An 18,128-nucleotide genomic window follows, 5' to 3' on the forward strand; every position below is an offset into this window, starting at 1 on the left:
GATTACTTTTCTCCTTTCGTTTTCAGACCAGCAATTCTATTTTTAGAATCCCATGAAACTTCGGCTCCATAAGATTCTGCAATTGGCCGAAGTTGTACATAAGCGACACCCTCCACAAGCTGCACAGATTGCAATTTGCGATTGTTCAAATATGCGACCTTTTTGGCATTATCCCAGCGTAAAGGGATACCGAGAGCATTCGCCAGCACGCGCAACGGAACGTGAGTCTTTCCATCAAACAGCAGAGCTTTACCCACATTCTCTCCGTTGATCTGGAATGATCCATCCGCAACAGTGGCAGGCTCTTCTTTGGGTACGGATGTCTTCTTCCTAAACCGTGTCCGAAGCTCATCTGCCGTACCGTCAAATTCATTCAAATCGACTGGACCCGCTATGCCAGCCACCTTACGTGTGCCGGACGGCAATGCGCCACCAGCCGAGCCATCGCTATACTGCCAGAAATCCCAGCGTGACCAACCAGATGCGCCAGGCGGAACCTGTGTGGCGCTGTACCGGGCAATCCACAATGGGTAATCTGATAAGCCGCTGAAATTACCGATGAACGAAGGATATGTGTACACGATTGGTCGTACTCCAGTAAGCCGCTCAACTTCCGCCAGAAATGTCTTGGCTACGGCTGTAAGAGCCGCTTTGCCTAAGCCAGACTTATTGGACTCATAATCCATTACTGGTGGCAGATCGAAAGCCGTGATGCCTCCGGCTGAATCAATGGTGCTCACAAAGTTTGCAGCTTCCTTTCGGGCATCCTCCGGCGTTTTCGCAGAGTCGTCTACATAGTGATAAGCTCCTACTAGGACTCCGACAGCTCGTGCAGCCTGTGCATTACCGATGAATGTTTTGTCGCGGTATGACTTCCCTTGACTAGCCTTGATGAAGGCAAACGATATTCCATCATTCTTCACAGCATTCCAGTCGATCTTTCCTTGATAACGGGATACGTCTATTCCTTGGGCATTACGGCTGTTTCGTCGTTGCATCCTCTTTCTCTCCTTCCTGATTACCACTTTTACTTTTTAGAACTTCCACTGCCTGCCGGATCACTGGTGGAATTGGCGCTCCAAGCCTGCCTCCATTCTCAAGAATCGAAAGCAGCTCATTTGCCATATAAAAATAGGCGACCGCATCCCGGAATAGGTGCGAATCGCCTAAGACTCCATCAATCAGATGGGATACTGCTACCATTGCAAAAATAAATACCTTTCGAGCGATACCAATGAGACCAATCTTGCTTTTTAACCCGGGTCCGGTACCCTTCTTACCTTCTGCGCCAGCGGCAAATAGTCCGGTCACATAATCAATAATGACCAGAGCAAGTAACACCCCCAATACTCCCGACCACCCACCGTAAAAATACGTCACAGCGCTACTTCCTAAAGCAGTGCTGAACTTAAAAACCTCCCACTTATCCACCTTGCTTCCCCCGTCTCTCCGTTCAGGAAACTTTTCCTGAGCTATCATCGTCTACTTTCTGTTCCTTTTCTTCCTGGGCCTGTATCTCTGCTAATGCATTTCCTACTGCCATATCCAAACCTATAAGTATTTCTTTCCGTCGTGCTGGCTGTGAAGCAATTACAGCAGAAATGACCTCAGTCAAATCCTCAACAGGTCTGGTTAGATCTAGTTGTATATCCAATGTGGATTTTATCTTTACCATGGGTTTCGTCACCCCCTCAAGACGCAAAATAAGCCCCTGAGTTATCAGAGGCTTTCATACTTATATATTAAATTGGTTCTGCTGCTATAATGCTACGGATTTTAAAAACTCATACGTTATTAGGCTAGCAGGCAGGATAGTTAACCGTGAGCGTACATTTGCTCTTTATTATGATAGGGCAGATTCCTGGATAAATATAGGTATACAGGTTGTTCTCAGATTATGCATCAATCCGAACAACCCCCTCTCCCCTCCTTCCATACTTCATACTTGTATTTTCCTATATCATCTCCTTTTTGTATGTTAGGATATGTATAGTAACAGATTTCCATAAGATATTTTTACTTGAGTTTAAACGGTGTGAAAGGAGAATTCTTCCTTGGATAATGAAAAAACTGACTCCAGTATTCAAATGAGTGATACCGTGATCCCGAAATCAGATAAAGAAAAAATACAATCCACACGGGGAGGCGGAAAAAACTCCGAAATTCCATCTTTAGGGCAGAAAGCAATTGACATGATGAATGCTGTGGGTATGGGTACGACTAAACAGTTTGCGGCTCTGGATTCCCTTAAAACAACTACCAATCTGGATGTTTGTCAAAGGACACCTGCTGCTATTAAAGCACAAAACATGATTAGCATGGCTACGAAAGGCACATCTGGTTTTGATCGAGCCTATAAATCTGTAGCAAGAATGGGCGAACTACCTTGGAAGAATATTACTGGTCTTGGTTTAGACCGTATAACAACTTCAGCTACTAAGGCAAGTGATTTAGTGCCTCGTTTCCCCCATTTAGAATCAGGTCACATGAAACTCGACACCTTTCTGCCTGTGGGAATATCGCGTGGTGTGCCCTGGGAAAACATAATCGGTCTTGGTTTAGACCACATGAGTATTTCTGCTATTAATGCAATGGAACACATAAAACCTGTCACCTTTATATCACCAGGTTTAATGCGTGGTATGCCTTGGAAAAGTAAATCTGGATTTGAATGGGATTTTATTAAGCCTGGCACCTCTAAAGCATGGGATATAGTGGACAGTGTGCACACTAGAAATACTCTCCACTCTTTAATCAGCATGCCTCTGTCCGATGACCACTTGAGAGCTAATTTGGATTTCACAAACCGCCTCGACAAGCTTCATAGCAACTATGACTACTCTTTTGTCTCAGTTGAGGATCAGGACGATAAAGAGAAACCGTTATACTTGGTTTCTAAAAACGCAGTCCCCGTACCTGTGGAAGAATTAAAAGAGGGATTTGGACTGCTGGACTTGCTGAAAGGTGTAACAGAGGCGCAAATGACTGACTTTGTTGGGCATTTGCTCGAATACCCTATGCTGGCATTGGAGCATAAAGTTGGGAAACTTATACGGAATACAATTAAGGGCTTAGCTAAAAAGGTTCATGTAGCAGGTTCATTCTATCGTTGTAGAACTAGAGAAGAAGGAACAATGCCCTTTACACGCTATGAAATGTTCGCAGCTCCAGATGGTTTTAGTTCGCAAGGACGTTTTAATTCTACTGGAAAAGGCTACCTATATGTTTCCCGAAAAGAAGAAACTGCTATTCTTGAAATGAAACAACCAGCGGGTACCATTTATGATGTAATTGAATGGGGCTTTGACGAAGAAATCACAATGATAGATGTAACCAACAAAGACCTTCCTTTATTTCGATCTTGTATGTTTAAAGCATCTGGCCAATCCAAAATCAAAAAAGAATATTTAGTATCCAATTTTCTTAGTCAATGTTGCCAGATCGAACATATTGATGCTTGTAAATATAAAAGTGTCCTTACTCCTACTGTGAGCAATTATGTATTCTTTGACTACAGGAAAAGATGGTTCAATAGTGTAAATCAAAAATCCGTTACAATATGAACATCGGATAACATCAAACAAACAAAAGCCCTCTTAAACGGAGGGCTTTTGTTTGTTTGATATATTATTTAGTTGCTGTATTGTTGCTACAAACAAACAGGAAAAAGAAGGAATTCGAACTTACTTATAGAATTCATGCAAAGTAAACATAACCAATAAAAGGAGACATGATTGTGAACTTACGTAGTGTTATGAATGATTTCGGGGGAAGCGAAACATTCAAGATAATCCGTGATGAATTGCCAATTGGAACCCTTGAAGGACTTCGCAATTCAAATAAAGGTAAACGATTTATTCAATTTTTCCCTGATGCAGATATACAACCAGAAGATTGGATCTGGGCTGAATCAACAAATGAAAGATTCTATGTTGATGATGTAACGGTATCAATGGGGTTTGGAAATGAACCATTTTCAAAAGAAGCTTATTATTCTACCGAATCTCAGCACAAGAAACAAACTAGTCGACCGTCACCTGTAACATTTCATATTAACGATGTCCAAAATTCAATAATAGGAACCCAACAAAACGCGACTCTTACCAATAATTTTTCCGATCAGCAAATAAAAGATTATATTGACAAGAATTGCGGCGCTGACAAAGAGCTAATGAACGAGATGCTAAATATGGTAAACGCCATCATAGAGAGTAACATACCTGTTCAAAAAGGAACATTTGCTCGTTTCTCAGAAGCAGCTTCAAAACATGGTTGGTTACTAGGAGCAGTGACCACCAAGTTACTCGCTCACTTCTTTAAGTAGTATAACCTTCTTTGTTACTTGTTCTGCCAAAATGCCCAGACCGGAAATTACATTTATTACGTCACCAGGCTTCATGTTACTGTATCCAATTGAAATGCTAATAGCCGCTCCACCTTCGAATACAATTTCCTTTTCGTAAGACCAGTTAGTAGTTTTATCTTGATTATTCATAGCAATTCCACCTTCACAAAAGAGTAAAAGCCTATCCTAAAGTTAGGACAGGCTTTTCTATATCTCTATTTTATTTTATGAATAATACTGTGACACTACGGATTTTATTTAAGGGAAGCTATAGCCTTATTTATTTCTTCTAGTTCAGTCTTATATTTAGCTATATTTGTTTCAGCTTCTTGTAATACTTCTTCCGTACCTTTTGTCTCGGAATCCAGATTGTCCAACATTTTCTTATTCCCTGAGTATTCTTCTCTAAGTTTGTTGTATTTTTCAAGAGATTTTTGTAGGTTCTCTTTATCTTTTTCAGTATCATTTACAAATTTTTCGAGTTCGGATTTTCTCTCTTCCAGTTTGGAAGCAGGCCATCCCTGGTATTTACCTGAAGAAGTTTTCACTTCAGTATTTGTTTGTTTTGAAGAAGAAGTATTCGACGATTCGATTTGAATTGTTTTCCCGTCCACTTTTAAGTTCGCTCCTAAGGAGTCGGTTACAGCTCTCAAAGGTACATGCGCCTTTCCGTCAACCACGATGGCATTTTCGACAAGCGAATTACCATTAACCTTGACTGCATATTCCCCTGCTACCTTTTCTCCGACTAAAGATTTAACTTGATCTGCAAATGAGCTACCAGCCGTAGCGACAACTGCTCCGATCAACACACCACTAAGTAAATAAGACCATTTTCTCATGAACCGTACCCCCTACATAGTATATATGTCCTAATATTACCATCGGTAGGAGGTACAGTAAACATTATGTTGACGAGCTACTAGAACTTCCGCCAGCGGGGATGTTAACTGTAGCCACAGTTTTTCCTTGGCTGAACAATTTTAGATTCCTGGAACCGGGGTCGAATGTTGCATTAACGATCAAACCATTAAACAAATCACCACGTATTTCAGCAATATCATTACGGAAATCTCTGAGAGTGTTATCAAGCCCTTTAATGCTCTCTACTCCTAAAGCCAGTCCACTTATTGTAGCTTCTGAAAAATCTACAGGACCTTTTAAATATGTGGCATCATCTATAGACCGGATAATAATAGGTCCCATGTTCCCTAAATGAAATCCTTCTCTATCTCCGTAGACACTTCCTCTTGGTGAGCCATCATCCATAAACAATAAGCCGCCTCCGTCATTGTACTGCCCTAATGAAACAGCTTCTCCACCGCGCGAATTATAAGCAGTAAGACCAATAGAGTTTATTTCTATGCGTCTTCCCTCTTTGGCTGTACGAAACAAGGCCCCTGTAATAATACCACCCTCTATTTCATTACCGATCAGTTTACTACCACGTATTGTACTTGCATTAACTGTACTGGCTCTAATATCTGAAGCATTCATTTCTGAGTTATCAATTTGTCCTGTAAGCTTGATTGACCTGGCAACAACATTCCCCTGCATGTCTACCCTGAACGGTGCAATAGTGTAGTCGTCGTTACCGGCACTTATCCCGTTGGTATTGATTTTAGTTACGTTATTACCACTACCAATTACTAAGGATACAAAGTTACCAAGTTGCCCGACAATCTGCTCAGCTACCACCCCACGCGCTGTAATAGCCGTTCTTGCTGTTTTGCCTCCATCGGTGGTTAAGACAACTCCGTTCGAAGTCATAATAACCTGATTCAGTGCGTTCGTTTGGTCCTGCAAGACGATGCCGCGTTGATCGTACTTGATTTCCGTTTTGGAATTATCAATATCTATCACAGCCTGCTTAGCAAAAGACTCAAAAACCTCCGTCCGAATCTTACCATTGGAAAACAAATTATTGATAATATTCTTGTTCCGCTCAAGGTCAGAAATGATATCCGCATAGTCCCGTAAATTGACATTGGATATCGTAGGTTCACTGTGTTTATCGCGGCTATATGGATACTCTGTAAGCTCTGTGATTCGGGCTTTGAGTTTGTTCATATCCATTGCTGGGTCAATACACATTACCGTGTCACCTAAATGCGGTTCTGGTTCTGTATTGTCAATTTTAAATAGGTCGGCCGTAGATACGGTAACTTCTAGTGTTACGTTCTCTTGCTCTCTGAGAGCCTTACGAGTAGCCTTCAACAAGTCCTCCGGTTCCTCAATGTCCTGCTCTATAATTTCACCATCGTAAAAAGGAACTGACTCGCTGGCCCAATACTGAGCATAGGGGGATATCAAATAGTTCACTGCCAGCTTTCCGTTTACAATGGTTCCCGGCACGCCAGATAGCAAACTTCGCTCCTCGTCGGTCAGCTTGGATGCATCCATTCCAATAAAGGTACGTCCATCCTTCATCTGCGAAAACATGCGGGTTACAAGGGATTCCCCTTTATCTTTGAAGGAGCTAGAAACGATATTCTTCTTAAGTCTGTATTGTAGTCCATTATCGGCCCCAATCTTTTTTCTCAGATTGATTACAAAGTTATCCGGTTCGACTTCACATTCATACATTTGCACGATCTTGTTAAGCGCTTCAAGACAAGTGCCTCGCCCAAAGTCCTTAACATCATGTAAATCAAATGTGTCATGGATAACAAACTTGAATCGTCCACCTGTAGCAGCTGTAATCAGGTCTGTGAGTTGATTGATATGGATACCATAGGCTTCGGCAATGTATGAAGCGTACGGAAATTTGTAATCATTGAGTTTGAACATAACATGATTGCAATAGATATTTGCAGTCAGCTTTCGGCCTTCGCGTGACCGGCTTCGGGATTGGATAACATAAAATTGACCACGCTCATCTCGAACGTGGCCTTTGATTGCTATCTTCTCCCTGTAGTCTTCGCTGGTCATTGGGACCATAAAGGTTAATTCATAATCACTGTTTATCCTGCGCCGCCGCTGAATGTCGTAAGAATCCACCAGCGTCCCAACGCGCCGCATAGTTTTGTCGAACACTTGCATAGTTGGAGTAGCCATAAGTCACCTCAATATAAGTATTTATCCCGGTGAGTAATACGGAACAAGACCGTCCTACCTGTCTCCGGGTCAGTCCAAGTCAGGTTGTTACTACCAAGGTTAAGATCGAAAAAATCACCATTGTACAGGTGGGAAACATTCTGACCATTTCTCGTGATTTTGAATTTACCCGAATCAATGACGATCACTTCACCCGGACGGAATACATCTGTAAACTCGATATAGTCCGTATGAAATTTGGATAGCTCCGCCGTTATGCGACCCTCGCCAGACATAGGCATGGCCTGCGCTAATATTTCACGGATATACACGGCATCTGTCATATGTCCCTCGCCCGACATTGGGATAGCTTCCAAGGCATACTCACGGATAAAATCAGCCTGCGCCCGACCTTCACCGGACAATTCCGCAGCCGCAGTCATATCAAGTGCAAATTCCAAAATGTATTCCGTTACTGTACCGGGTTCATCCACATTAAACGACATAAGATTGAACGCATTGTCGCTCTCAGACCCATCCGTCTCCAGCTTCCGCGAATACATTTGCCCGGAACCAGAAAGAGATGCAGAAAGGTCAATAATGTTCCCCTCTACATCTCCTGTATTAAAACCAAGGCTATTAAATCCACCATTAAACATAGCGCCCTCCCCTCTATAATCCCAAGCGCTTGGGATTATGCAAAGTCTACGCCTGTAATGGTCTTGTACTCTTCTGGTGTGATTTCCCCGAAACGGTTTGTCTCTGTGATTACAGCACCCTTCAATTTCTCCGCCGTTACCCAGTTCAATTTAAAAGCAAGACTCCAGAAATTCATGATTGATTAGCTCCCTTCAAATTGATTAGTTCCAATTTTGTAGCTGCCAGTTCTGCCCCCATGCTGGCAATAAACTGTGTCTGCTGCATGGCCTGAATCTTCAGCTCCGCAAGTTGCTGGCCCACAACCTCTGATGCATCCTGAACTTGATCCGTAGGTTTGGTCAGCTCCGCTATCTCTTCATCTGTAAGACCTTCTTCCCATAGCAAAGTTTCCAAGTTAAAGCGAAACGCCTTATCCTCTGTCATGTATGCGCCGAATTCTTCAGGAAAGGGAACGCCGACAATATATCCGGCTATGATCGGTTCCTGCGAACCATTAGACTCTGGCTGATTAACTTCCTCTGAACCTTGTCCAATGCTGTCCAATCCGGTATAAAAAGGGACGACACCACTAAAGGCATCGTCCACACTTTCGACATCAATATAAAAACCTTCTGTATTTACTTTAGGTACTGCTTTCATGTTAGCCCTCCTTAATCTATCGGAAATGATAATCCTTCTAAGACTACAATCTGTTTGGCTGCCAAAGCGAGTTTAACCGTTCCGTCCAAAAAGATATCTATAGCCAAACCTATTGCCGATCCGTCCGCCGCGCTGTATGATACGCTTCCGATTGTCAGGGGGTATTTGGGTCTGTAGCCCGCAGGCAGTTGAAATAATGTAGTCCCGTAACCAGGGGAACCCCCACCTATAGACCCTTTCAAAATTACGCGGTTACCCTCGATGCGAAAACCCACGGGCAAAGACACACCCCATCCATTAAACAACGTTGGCGCAATCCAAGCAGGAGCATCCTTTTCTACCTTTTTATTCTCTATTACTGATACCCGCGATGCATATTGCTGTACACTCTCCACCAAGTCCAGCAGCAGTGTTTTTTCATTTGCGGCATAGTTCCCGGTGAAAGTAACAATAGGTGAACGGTCACGTGCAATGTAGGAAACAGTATAAGGAAAACTGTTATCCACATATGAACTTACTGCATACATATAGTCTTCCCCGTTAAATACATGCGAACGCAGCGACCAAGAACCGTCTCGCATATTCGACTTATATACAGCCAATATACGAGTTGTCTTGTTTTTAAGTCTGCTTATTCCACTCACTTCATTTATTGCATTGATGTAATTACCGAAAGGCGTAGCTTTCTCCCGCAATACAATACCCGTACCCACTTCAACCTGATTATCTCCCTCAGTGAACGAAAGCTGACCCTCGAATACGATTGGCTCGACAGTAGGCGTAGCAAGTTGATATACAAGCTTGTAAGGTGTATACTCTGGTGCCTGCGTTGTCGGCAATGTTCCAGATCCATCAACAAATGCGCCGTCCGATAATCTACGTCGGACCCATCCCTTGGACTGTCCATCTGTACGATTATACGGTGCTACTGTACTCCCTACGCTGGTATCGTACATCTTCCAGCCGTTGAAATACGCCTTAATTTCGTCGGCTGTCGGTGTGTAGCTGTCTCGCCATCCACTGTCTGCAATCGGGATAGATGCGTATATATCTCCTGCTGCGGTGACTGCGTTTGTATCGGGTGTGCTACCTGTAGCGCCCTGTGGTAACAGCTTACCATCGAATTTCACACCGATGCCGCTTCCAGCTACTGCGCCAGCCGCCAGTCCTGCCACCTTTACCTGTTTTAGCCCAGCAGTAAGCCCAGCCTCGCCATTCACCCAAGTTCTATTACCGTCAAGCGTCAGGCCCTGCCACTTCTTGGACTTAAAATACTGCCCATCGCGCTCGAACACTGTATCAGCATTCGCGCCGGATACAGGATCGGCGTACAAGTCTGTTTGTAGTGCAAGCATGGAATCTTCGCGTGGCTTGAATGGTTTGGCTGTATCTCCAATGCTGAACATCATATCCCTAAACGTATATGTTCCCGCGCCATATGCGTATGTTGAAGGATTGTTTTCATCGGTGTAACTTATGAGATTACCTACATACACACGGATATATACAGTTCCTAATGGAACGGTAAATGTGATAGGAGTTGTGGCTGAAACGATAACCCTTGTAGGTGCTGAATTCGTCGCATCCACAAAAGATATAATTGCCTTACCTGCCCCCTGAAAAGAAACTGTATATTTTTGTCCGACAATTACAGCCCTAAAGTCATAATACGAAAGCTCCTGAGTGCTTTGTGCAGTTACAAGACTTAGTGCATTTGGACTTGTTACTTTAGCATTACTATGCACAGTCCATTCATAAAACGATGGTAACAAATTCTCTCCGTACCGAATTACATAAGGGTTACGGACACCGAATAAGCCTTTTTGACCGTCATAGTCGATCACCGTTTTACCTGTCAATCCTGTTAAACTAAATACTGCCTGACGATCTGCTTTGACGATCTGTACTCCTGGCTGCAATGTGACGGATTTACGTAATTCGACACTAGATTGATCGTAAAGAGCCTTAATATTATTTGTTGCCGCCCTCCAGTCAGCAGCTGTGAAGTTGCGGGCGATTCGTGTACCAACAGGCCACGCCCTCGCTAAGCCTTCAAAACCGCGCACACAACCTTTTAAAACATCATCTTGAACAGAAGTATAAATAATAGTCTCTGCTGCATCTCCATTGCCCAAAACGGCAATACCTTCTCCTTGAAGCAGCACGGACGCATTAGCAACCGTAATTTCCGTTTGTGTGTCCGTAATCAATTCGGTCAACTCTGTTTTAGGAGAGTTCACCACTGGTGGATACATTTTTTCCATGTTTAACACCTACCCTTCATCAATGTTTATTCGACCAGCCATAAAACGCAGTGAGTCATTTGTCTGCACCGTCCGTGGGTTTGTAACTGCCCCGTGATACATTAAATTGCCTCCGGTCGCTGCCGTACGGATGCCGATATGTGTAACCAATCCCCAATCAGCCGTTGCAATTGGGAAATATACATCTACTGCACTGGCTGCGGCTGCCCTACGATCAGCAATAACCGGAGCGCCAAACGTAACAGCACGCCGCGCATAGCCGCCTCCGCTTACCTCTTGTCCAGTATCTGCGTCTGTCGGGTTGCTAATGTACAGAGCAATATACACGGTCTGTGGAGCTGTGAAATTCGTCCCCCTTAAAGCAGCATTGATACAGGCTGTTTTCCACCAATTACTTTTACTAAGCACTATTTCTTCTTCAGTCGATTTACTGAGCAATGTGTCTACCATATAAAGACCTCCTATTCTACTTGATACTCATTTGCTATACGAAAATTCCGTATGTCGTTGTTTCCTGTGTTGGTAAGCACTATTACAGGACTCGCCCGTTCATCCCCTGTAGAAATAACTGACACTGTTTGTGGAGACTGTGTGATAATGACTTCTTTTATGTTCTCCTCCGACTCTGGGAACGGATGCTCACCCATTTTGATTGGTATAGTCAGTTCCCCATCCCAAAGTATTTTTTCGATGTCCAAGGTTCCAGCGTACCGGCCTATATACCGTCTTCCGGGCAAGTCTGAAAACGTGAATACGATATCCCCTTTTTTGGCATTAAAAAGAGCCGCCACTTGGGCGACTCTCCTATGGTAATCAAGGGTTGTATCATCTGCCATTACGACACATTCAAGGTCAATTGTCCTAGCTCCGTAAGTGCTGCCAAAATCCAATTCCCCATCACGCTCAGCTATTTCTAGAGAATGATCTTTCGTAGGAGGTAGCACGGGTATATTGTGCTTTTTCAACCCCAAACCAATGGATTTAAAAGACTTGCCATCTGCCGTAGCGTCGATCATTAAGACTTACCTCCCCTCGCTTGTAACCTCCGTACCAGGTTATCTCGTTCGGTCCAAAACACCTTTGCTGCGGACTCGTCTTCAATATAAGTATCTCCTGAAGTTACTGTGTAGTAATTGTTGTTATACTGCGGATTTGTCCCATCCCCCGAAGCCATAGAGAAACTCGGCATAGAGAAATCAAGCCTTGGCATTTTGAAACTTATGAGGTTAAACAGGTTACTTTGCTGTTGATCGTTCAGATACATTTCACCGGCTCTTGCGATTACTGGAACCTCTGCGCCCCGGTCCCCTTGGACGATCCCACCAGAATGGAATTTTTGAAGCTTGCCTGTGTCCTTCTTGATGCCATATTTATTCCGTAGAGCAGCATTCTCCTCATGCAGCTTGGCTTTCTCGGCGGTGCCTGCCGAGTACCATTTATCAATATTGGAATTGTATCGCTCCAGGTCGCTATCCTTTTGTGAAAATGAAGATCCGGTATCCAAGGAAGCAGATATTGAAGTAGCATTGATTTCAGCCATTTTCATCTGATAGTCTAAGATGAATTGATCCAACTGGCGCAAGATTTCTGCGTTCTTCTCAGATTCCTTTGAAATCTGCGTATTTTTCAGATCTTCGAATTTGGATTCAACGCCATCTGAATACTCATCGAACTTACTGGTGAGTTCATCATAGTGCTGTTTTGCTGCTTCAATCTGGTCATTGTAATCCTTTTCTCGCTCAGTCTTCTCATCTTGAATCTTTTTCTTTTGGTCCTCCAAGCCACGCTTTGCCAGCGTCCGGTTATGTTCCCGTTGCATATCCTCAATGTCTTTCTCGGTTTGTTTGCGCTCAGCGATACCCTCGGGACCAACGGCGGATTGGAGCAAGGCAAGACGTGCTTGTTTCTCCGCCATAGCACGATCATAGTCCTCGTCTTCATTCGCGGTTTGCATCTTGGCAAGCAAGTCGTCTATGGCCTTGATTTTAGCGTCCTGAGCTTCGATAAAAGCATCACGTTCCGCCTCGATACGCTTTACTTCCTCGTCCCGAGTCTTTTCAAGCGCCTCCTTCTCCTTTTTAGCTGCTTCGGCAGCAACCTTCTTCTGATCTTCAAGAAGCTGTTTTTTAAGGTCATGAACCTGTACATCAATTTCCATCCGTTGTTCTGATCCTTCTTTATAAAGAGCCTGCATTTTTGTCCATAAATTGAGTTGATCGGAAACAGATACAGCTTCCATACTCTTTTGGTAATTGATTCTTTTTTGGAAGTCGGACAGAAACTCATCTTCCAGAGCTTTACGTTTCTCGTAAATCTTCTGCTGCAACTCAAAACTTTGTTCGGCGGTACGATCCTTTGCCTTACTCATACGCATATAAGCGTCATATTCCATTTTGAGGATAGCAATCTGGCTTTGGCCTGCCATTTCCATTTTGGAAGTCTCTTTATCAATCCATTTCTCCGAGTTTTGGTATCGAAGCTCGTTATACTTCACGGTCAGATCATAAATTTGCTTTTGTATTTCACGCCTATTTGCTGGTAGCAAGTAAGATTTAGATTGTTCCTTCTTGTAAAAATCCAGGCTGGTTTTAACCATCTCAATTTCTTGTTTATTGGCCTACCGCATGCGCTCGGTTCTTCGTTCAAGGTTCTCGACATCTTCCTGAAATCTGGAATCATTCAGTTTTTGAACATCTCGGCTCCATTGCTTCATTGCATCCTTATCTTCCGATAGGTACTGCTTATGCCGCTGAGTCAATCGTTTGTATCCAGCTATTTGCTGGTCTACAGACCATTCATTTCGTTCAGCGATATACTTAAAGTTATCAAGTTCGTTATCATAACTATCTTTTCGTGCCGCAGATGCGTCCTTAGCTGCTTTTTCAGCTGCACGTTCTGCATCGCTCTTGCCTTTTTTGCCCCCGCTCCCCTTCGATTTTTTTGAACCAGAAGAACTCACGCCAAATTTAGGATCATTATATAGCTTGCTTAAAGCATTAATCTGAGTGTCATACTGCTTCATATCTTTTTCGTATCCACTATATATTTCGCCTATATCTTTTTTGCTGTTCTCCATGTTTTTCTTATCTTGGTTTAACTGGTTCTGAAAAGGAGCACTTAGGAAAGATTTCACTCCAGTCATGTTGTTTAATTCTTTTTGTTTATTAAAAACATCTAGTGAACTTTGAGCCATAACTCCATTCAATCTAGCTTTTAACTCAGCAAGACTTTTAATCGCTCCAGCCTCTTTAATGTAAACTGCAATACGATCGTCAGACTCAAGTTTTGTGCTTAAACTGGAAGCTTTTTCTGACTTTAGATCATCTATAGCCTTTTGTATTTTAGCTTTACGGACAACTTCGAGAGCATTCTTTTCGAAAGCCCATCCCTCAGATGTTTTGTAAATCTCCGAAGCTAATTGAGGGTATTTGAGAATTAATTCAGCCGCAGCTTCTGCGTTCATGGACTGTTTATTGGCAAGATCATTTAAAACAGTGTTCATCTCAGAAATCGCCTTGCCATTCCCCTGAATCTGCTCTCTTAAATCGGCAAGAGCTTCCTCCTGTGATTTAACACTTTCGGTTGCTGTTCCAGCTTTCCCAGCAAATTGGTCAGTTTCAATAGTCGCTTGGCTTAAAGCTACTCCTACTTCTGTTACAGATAAAGTAAGCTTATTATTTTCTTGTTCTAAAGATTTGATTTTCTCTTCTAATTTGGCAGCGTCTTCTTTGAATTCCCCTGTCCCTAAAAAATCTCCAATCGGATTAGCAATGATCTTCTTTACTCGTTCCAATTCTTTGGTGGCTTCTGTGATTTCATTTATTTTTTGCTTTTGTTGGTCGAGTAATTGCGATTGCTGATCTTTCAATACGTTTTTTCGGGCTTCATTCTGCTTCTCGATGAGTTTGTTCAAAGCAGCAACTTGCACCTGTACAGCCTCATCGGTATAACCAGCTGCTTCAAGTTGCTTAGCCCCTTCTTTTCCAAGAGTGATGACCAACGCTTTTGAAACCTCTTCAAGTTGTTTTTTTACTTGGGTTTCCTTTTCTGCCGAGCCAGTGCTTAGTTTAAGTGACTGTTCAAGAGAACGATGCGCATTAGCCAATTTAGGTACTAATTCAATCTGTCTTTGATATTGGCTAACCATTTGTTGAGATGCCGAATCTTCATCTTTTAAGTTCTGGATTCGATCACGAGCAGCCTTTTCTTCTTTACCGCTATTCATTGCAACTAGAGCAATTGCACCAATAAGTAAGCTCAATCCTGCCGTTGCTGCTGCTGTCGTCACGGTTGCTGTGGCTTGAGCAACAGACAATGATTTTGTAGCTACTGTAGCTCCTTCAGTAGCCACTATTAGCGCTCCTTGTGCTACTGTAGCCCCTTCGGTAGCGGCGACTCTCTGAACTGTTGAAAGAGTTGCTCCTTGTGAGGAAACAATATTAACGTTATTAGCTACCGTATTAGCGCCAATAGCAGCGGTTTCCGCTACCTTCGCTGTGGTTAACACTTTCACAGCAGCAATTACATTCATGATTGGGCCGCTCAGAGCTTTATAGGCAAGCAGTAGACCACCGATTGCTGCCGTTCCCTCAAACACGCCGGAAGGAACTTTTGTAAGCCCGATAAGTAGTTGGTCAATTGCATCCAATACGTCCTTGATAGTGCGCCGCAATCCATCATCACCAGCATTATTGAATATTTCCAGTAATGAAGCCTTAGTTTGAGCTGCTTTACGTTGAATAGTATCCATCTGCACTTTAAGGTACTCCATCGTGGAGCCAGTAGATCCAATAGAAGCCGCTGTACCCAACAAAATGTCTCCGGCATTAAGTGAAGCGGCCAGTTTTGCATATTGATATACGCCGCGTGAAATATCAGCGTAGGATTTCGTAAGGTCATAGTTTTTGTCAATTACTTTGGTAGACAAATCCAGTAAGATATCTTCTGCTCGTCTCCATTGTTCCTGTCCGTTGACGACTTCCTTGGTAGCAACGCCTAAACGCTCAATTTCTCCAACAGCCTTGTCTGTCCGAATTGTACCCAGGACTGTCTTCCACATGTTACCCAGGTTTTCCCCGCTGAGAGCCGTGTTACGAACACCTGCTGAAATCAAGCCGTTCATAAAATCAAATGAAACGCCTGTTTCTGCCGCTATCTTACCTGTCCGTTCGAAGGCAGCTCCCAAGTCCCTCGCTGGTGCCATCGTGTCATGGGCAACCTTGGACCAGGAATCCAGCACGCGACCGCCAAGCACCATGGCGTCGTTGCTGTCTTTAATCTGCACGCCATATTGAGCAAATGTGGACTCCATTGATTTAGTCGCGCCTTCAAGAGAAACCAAATCGACAGTCGAGAGCATCGTAGACTTACGCACCATTTCCTGAACTACGCCTGCGTCCTTATACATCCGGCCCCACAAACGCGCAGATTCGGTAACATCCATAATCTCACTTCCCAAGTCATGGGCCGTGCGAATGAATTTGGTCGTTTGGTCATGTAATTTTTCGGTGTTCATAACCATTTCTTTAGTGCCTTCGTTATATTCTAAAAAGTAATGTTCATTTGTTTGGATATAACCCGCCATGTTGGATTCTATCCCAACCAATCCTTCTTTAAGTGCTTCCTGCACTTTGTGCATGGCTGCATACATTGTGTTGAATACAAGCGCATGCGTAGCCATGTCTCCTACTCGGCTCATCCAATTAGGCGTTGTAGTGAAGGTCTGTTTCATCTGTGCTTCGGTTTGGCTCAGTGAACGACGGATCTTCTGTTCTTCTTGAAGCACCTTTTCGCGAACCTGTGCTTCTTTCTGTTCTCTAGCACGCAGAGCGTTTATCCAGAACTTCTCATAATCCTGAGCGTTCTTCCTTGCTTGTTGTGCTTCCTTATCCGCCATTTGTTGCAACTTCATACGGATAGCCTGTTCTTGCATGAGGACACGTTCACGCGTCTTATCATCCGTTCCTACCCCTGAAACTTTAGCGGCTTTCTGTCCGGTTGATGTCGCCTTATTTTGAAGGGCCTCCATCCGTTTTAGATGCTCTCGTTCCTGCTGCTCAATTGCATCCTCACGCTTTTTTACAATGGCCTGCTGTGCTCTGAGTTTATCGTCGGTTATCTTATTCGCCTGGTCCAGTTGATTCTTCCGAGCATTATTTAATTCTGCCTGTGCAGTACGCTGCTTTACAAGAGCTTCGGATTCAGCGAGAATCTTCTTCCGTCTGTCTTCTGCACTCAAAGCAAACTTATCCGCACTACTGGCTAAGGATTTGAAATTTTTCTCGCTGATTCCTAATTCAGCATTTAGAAGTTTAAACGATTCAGCATTGGCTCTTGCTCCATTGTCGATAACCTTGAATGCAGGTAATATCTTGCTGGTATCCAGGTTTATTCGTGCGCCTACTACGTCCTTATTTAAGTCTGCCACTTAACTCACCTCACAAATGGTTCAGGAAAAGTTTCCTGACCTAAATACAGAAAAAGAGGCATCCTGCATGATTGCGGATGCCTCTTAATTTACTTGGCGAAGAAACCAAGATCAGATAACGTCTTGACCTTCTTCGGCTTTTTGTTTTCCACATTGCCACCGTGAAGAATGATTTCAAATTCCCGGTTTCTGTTCTTGGCTTTCATGAGCGCTCTAATCTTTGGAATGGTCATATTAGGCCACTCTGAATCAGAAATACCATTACTCACGCATAAAGCCCAAAGTTCTATCCAGTCCGTTTCCCGATCATCCTCAGTAACCTCTTGGTCGTCTTCGTCGTCAGGCTCATAATCTTCATCAGGTGGAAACGACTCCTTATAGAAATCGTTCTAAGAGGCCGTCCAACTCCTTAATGCCCTCTTCGTCTACATTCTCGTATTCTTCCTCCGTCAGTCCTTCTACCAGCACAAGATTAAAGGCTTCCTTATGCAATGCCTCAACTTTAGGCCAATCGACCTCGGCTCGATCTTCTGTGGCATCCCATTTTTCACGTCCAATTGAAAAAGAGAACTTATACTCATTTCCACTCATAAGTTGCCGCACCTGACGGATCAGAGCAATAGTTCCGATTTTAACGTGTTTTACAATTCCCTCACCAAGAGGGATTTCCGTCCCGATATTAAGTGTTTTATCTAACTGTTTGTCTGTACTCATTAAATTTCCTCCTCAATGTATGTAACCCCCTACCTGAGCGATA

At 43.4% G+C, this 18,128-nt stretch carries 18 protein-coding genes; 2 read left to right on the forward strand and 16 right to left on the reverse strand.

Annotation, left to right across the window (positions count from 1 at the left end; all coding sequences use genetic code 11):
* Window positions 1-2: 2 nt before the first annotated feature.
* From ACM1ND_RS14875 to ACM1ND_RS14885, 3 genes are read right to left on the reverse strand one after another with little or no spacing between them, the layout of a single operon-like run.
* On the reverse strand, window positions 3-998 hold the full coding sequence (locus ACM1ND_RS14875) for a GH25 family lysozyme (RefSeq protein ID WP_418026212.1): 996 nt from the start codon (window positions 996-998) through the stop codon (window positions 3-5).
* Window positions 976-1,479, reverse strand: a complete 504-nt coding sequence (locus ACM1ND_RS14880; protein ID WP_061829384.1) for a phage holin family protein — start codon at window positions 1,477-1,479, stop codon at window positions 976-978. Before ACM1ND_RS14880 ends, ACM1ND_RS14875 begins: the two co-directional genes overlap by 23 nt.
* On the reverse strand, window positions 1,454-1,675 hold the full coding sequence (locus ACM1ND_RS14885) for a hypothetical protein (protein WP_418026213.1): 222 nt from the start codon (window positions 1,673-1,675) through the stop codon (window positions 1,454-1,456). Before ACM1ND_RS14885 ends, ACM1ND_RS14880 begins: the two co-directional genes overlap by 26 nt.
* A 379-nt stretch (window positions 1,676-2,054) precedes the next feature.
* On the opposite strand from ACM1ND_RS14885, the gene ACM1ND_RS14890 reads away from it, so the two are divergent.
* Window positions 2,055-3,563 (forward strand): RES family NAD+ phosphorylase, encoded by a 1,509-nt coding sequence (locus ACM1ND_RS14890; protein ID WP_418026214.1) that lies wholly within the window; start codon window positions 2,055-2,057, stop codon window positions 3,561-3,563.
* 173 nt (window positions 3,564-3,736) lie between these two features.
* Entirely contained in the window at window positions 3,737-4,324 is a 588-nt protein-coding gene (locus tag ACM1ND_RS14895; protein ID WP_418026215.1) for a hypothetical protein, read from the forward strand.
* On the opposite strand, the gene ACM1ND_RS14900 is transcribed toward ACM1ND_RS14895, so the two are convergent.
* The 13 genes from ACM1ND_RS14900 to ACM1ND_RS14960 all read right to left on the reverse strand — a co-directional run bounded on the left by ACM1ND_RS14900 (window position 4,301) and on the right by ACM1ND_RS14960 (window position 18,085).
* Entirely contained in the window at window positions 4,301-4,495 is a 195-nt protein-coding gene (locus tag ACM1ND_RS14900) for a hypothetical protein (RefSeq protein ID WP_418026216.1), read from the reverse strand. The two genes, ACM1ND_RS14895 and ACM1ND_RS14900, sit on opposite strands and share 24 nt — an antisense overlap.
* 104 nt (window positions 4,496-4,599) lie before the next feature.
* Entirely contained in the window at window positions 4,600-5,187 is a 588-nt protein-coding gene (locus tag ACM1ND_RS14905; protein ID WP_418026217.1) for a 2,' 3'-cyclic nucleotide 2'-phosphodiesterase, read from the reverse strand.
* A 64-nt stretch (window positions 5,188-5,251) separates the two neighbouring features.
* A complete protein-coding gene (locus ACM1ND_RS14910) occupies window positions 5,252-7,402 on the reverse strand; it encodes a phage tail spike protein (protein ID WP_418026218.1) in 2,151 nt (716 codons plus the stop codon).
* Window positions 7,403-7,410: 8 nt separating this feature from the next.
* On the reverse strand, window positions 7,411-8,040 hold the full coding sequence (locus tag ACM1ND_RS14915; protein ID WP_418026219.1) for a phage distal tail protein: 630 nt from the start codon (window positions 8,038-8,040) through the stop codon (window positions 7,411-7,413).
* A gap of 35 nt (window positions 8,041-8,075) precedes the next feature.
* Window positions 8,076-8,216, reverse strand: coding sequence for an XkdX family protein (locus ACM1ND_RS14920; protein ID WP_418026220.1), 141 nt, complete (start codon window positions 8,214-8,216; stop codon window positions 8,076-8,078).
* On the reverse strand, window positions 8,213-8,680 hold the full coding sequence (locus ACM1ND_RS14925) for a hypothetical protein (RefSeq protein ID WP_418026221.1): 468 nt from the start codon (window positions 8,678-8,680) through the stop codon (window positions 8,213-8,215). The genes ACM1ND_RS14920 and ACM1ND_RS14925 overlap by 4 nt, the downstream gene beginning before the upstream one ends.
* 11 nt (window positions 8,681-8,691) lie before the next feature.
* Complete coding sequence (locus tag ACM1ND_RS14930) at window positions 8,692-10,944, reverse strand: hypothetical protein (protein WP_418026222.1); 2,253 nt, start codon at window positions 10,942-10,944, stop codon at window positions 8,692-8,694.
* 9 nt (window positions 10,945-10,953) lie between these two features.
* A complete protein-coding gene (locus tag ACM1ND_RS14935; RefSeq protein ID WP_076295989.1) occupies window positions 10,954-11,394 on the reverse strand; it encodes a phage tail fiber protein in 441 nt (146 codons plus the stop codon).
* An 11-nt stretch (window positions 11,395-11,405) separates the two neighbouring features.
* Window positions 11,406-11,960 (reverse strand): phage tail domain-containing protein, encoded by a 555-nt coding sequence (locus ACM1ND_RS14940; RefSeq protein WP_076295990.1) that lies wholly within the window; start codon window positions 11,958-11,960, stop codon window positions 11,406-11,408.
* Entirely contained in the window at window positions 11,960-13,540 is a 1,581-nt protein-coding gene (locus tag ACM1ND_RS14945; RefSeq protein WP_418026224.1) for a hypothetical protein, read from the reverse strand. The genes ACM1ND_RS14940 and ACM1ND_RS14945 overlap by 1 nt, the downstream gene beginning before the upstream one ends.
* Window positions 13,541-13,561: 21 nt before the next feature.
* Window positions 13,562-17,371, reverse strand: a complete 3,810-nt coding sequence (locus ACM1ND_RS14950; RefSeq protein WP_418026225.1) for a transglycosylase — start codon at window positions 17,369-17,371, stop codon at window positions 13,562-13,564.
* Window positions 17,372-17,460: 89 nt separating this feature from the next.
* Window positions 17,461-17,604: a hypothetical protein gene (locus tag ACM1ND_RS14955; protein WP_167518779.1), complete on the reverse strand. Its 144-nt coding sequence runs from the start codon at window positions 17,602-17,604 to the stop codon at window positions 17,461-17,463.
* 142 nt (window positions 17,605-17,746) lie between these two features.
* On the reverse strand, window positions 17,747-18,085 hold the full coding sequence (locus ACM1ND_RS14960; protein ID WP_071558615.1) for a hypothetical protein: 339 nt from the start codon (window positions 18,083-18,085) through the stop codon (window positions 17,747-17,749).
* Window positions 18,086-18,128 lie beyond the last annotated feature (43 nt).

The sequence above is a fragment of the Paenibacillus sp. JJ1722 genome (genome assembly GCF_048282685.1).
GTDB classification, from domain to species: domain Bacteria; phylum Bacillota; class Bacilli; order Paenibacillales; family Paenibacillaceae; genus Paenibacillus; species Paenibacillus polymyxa_B.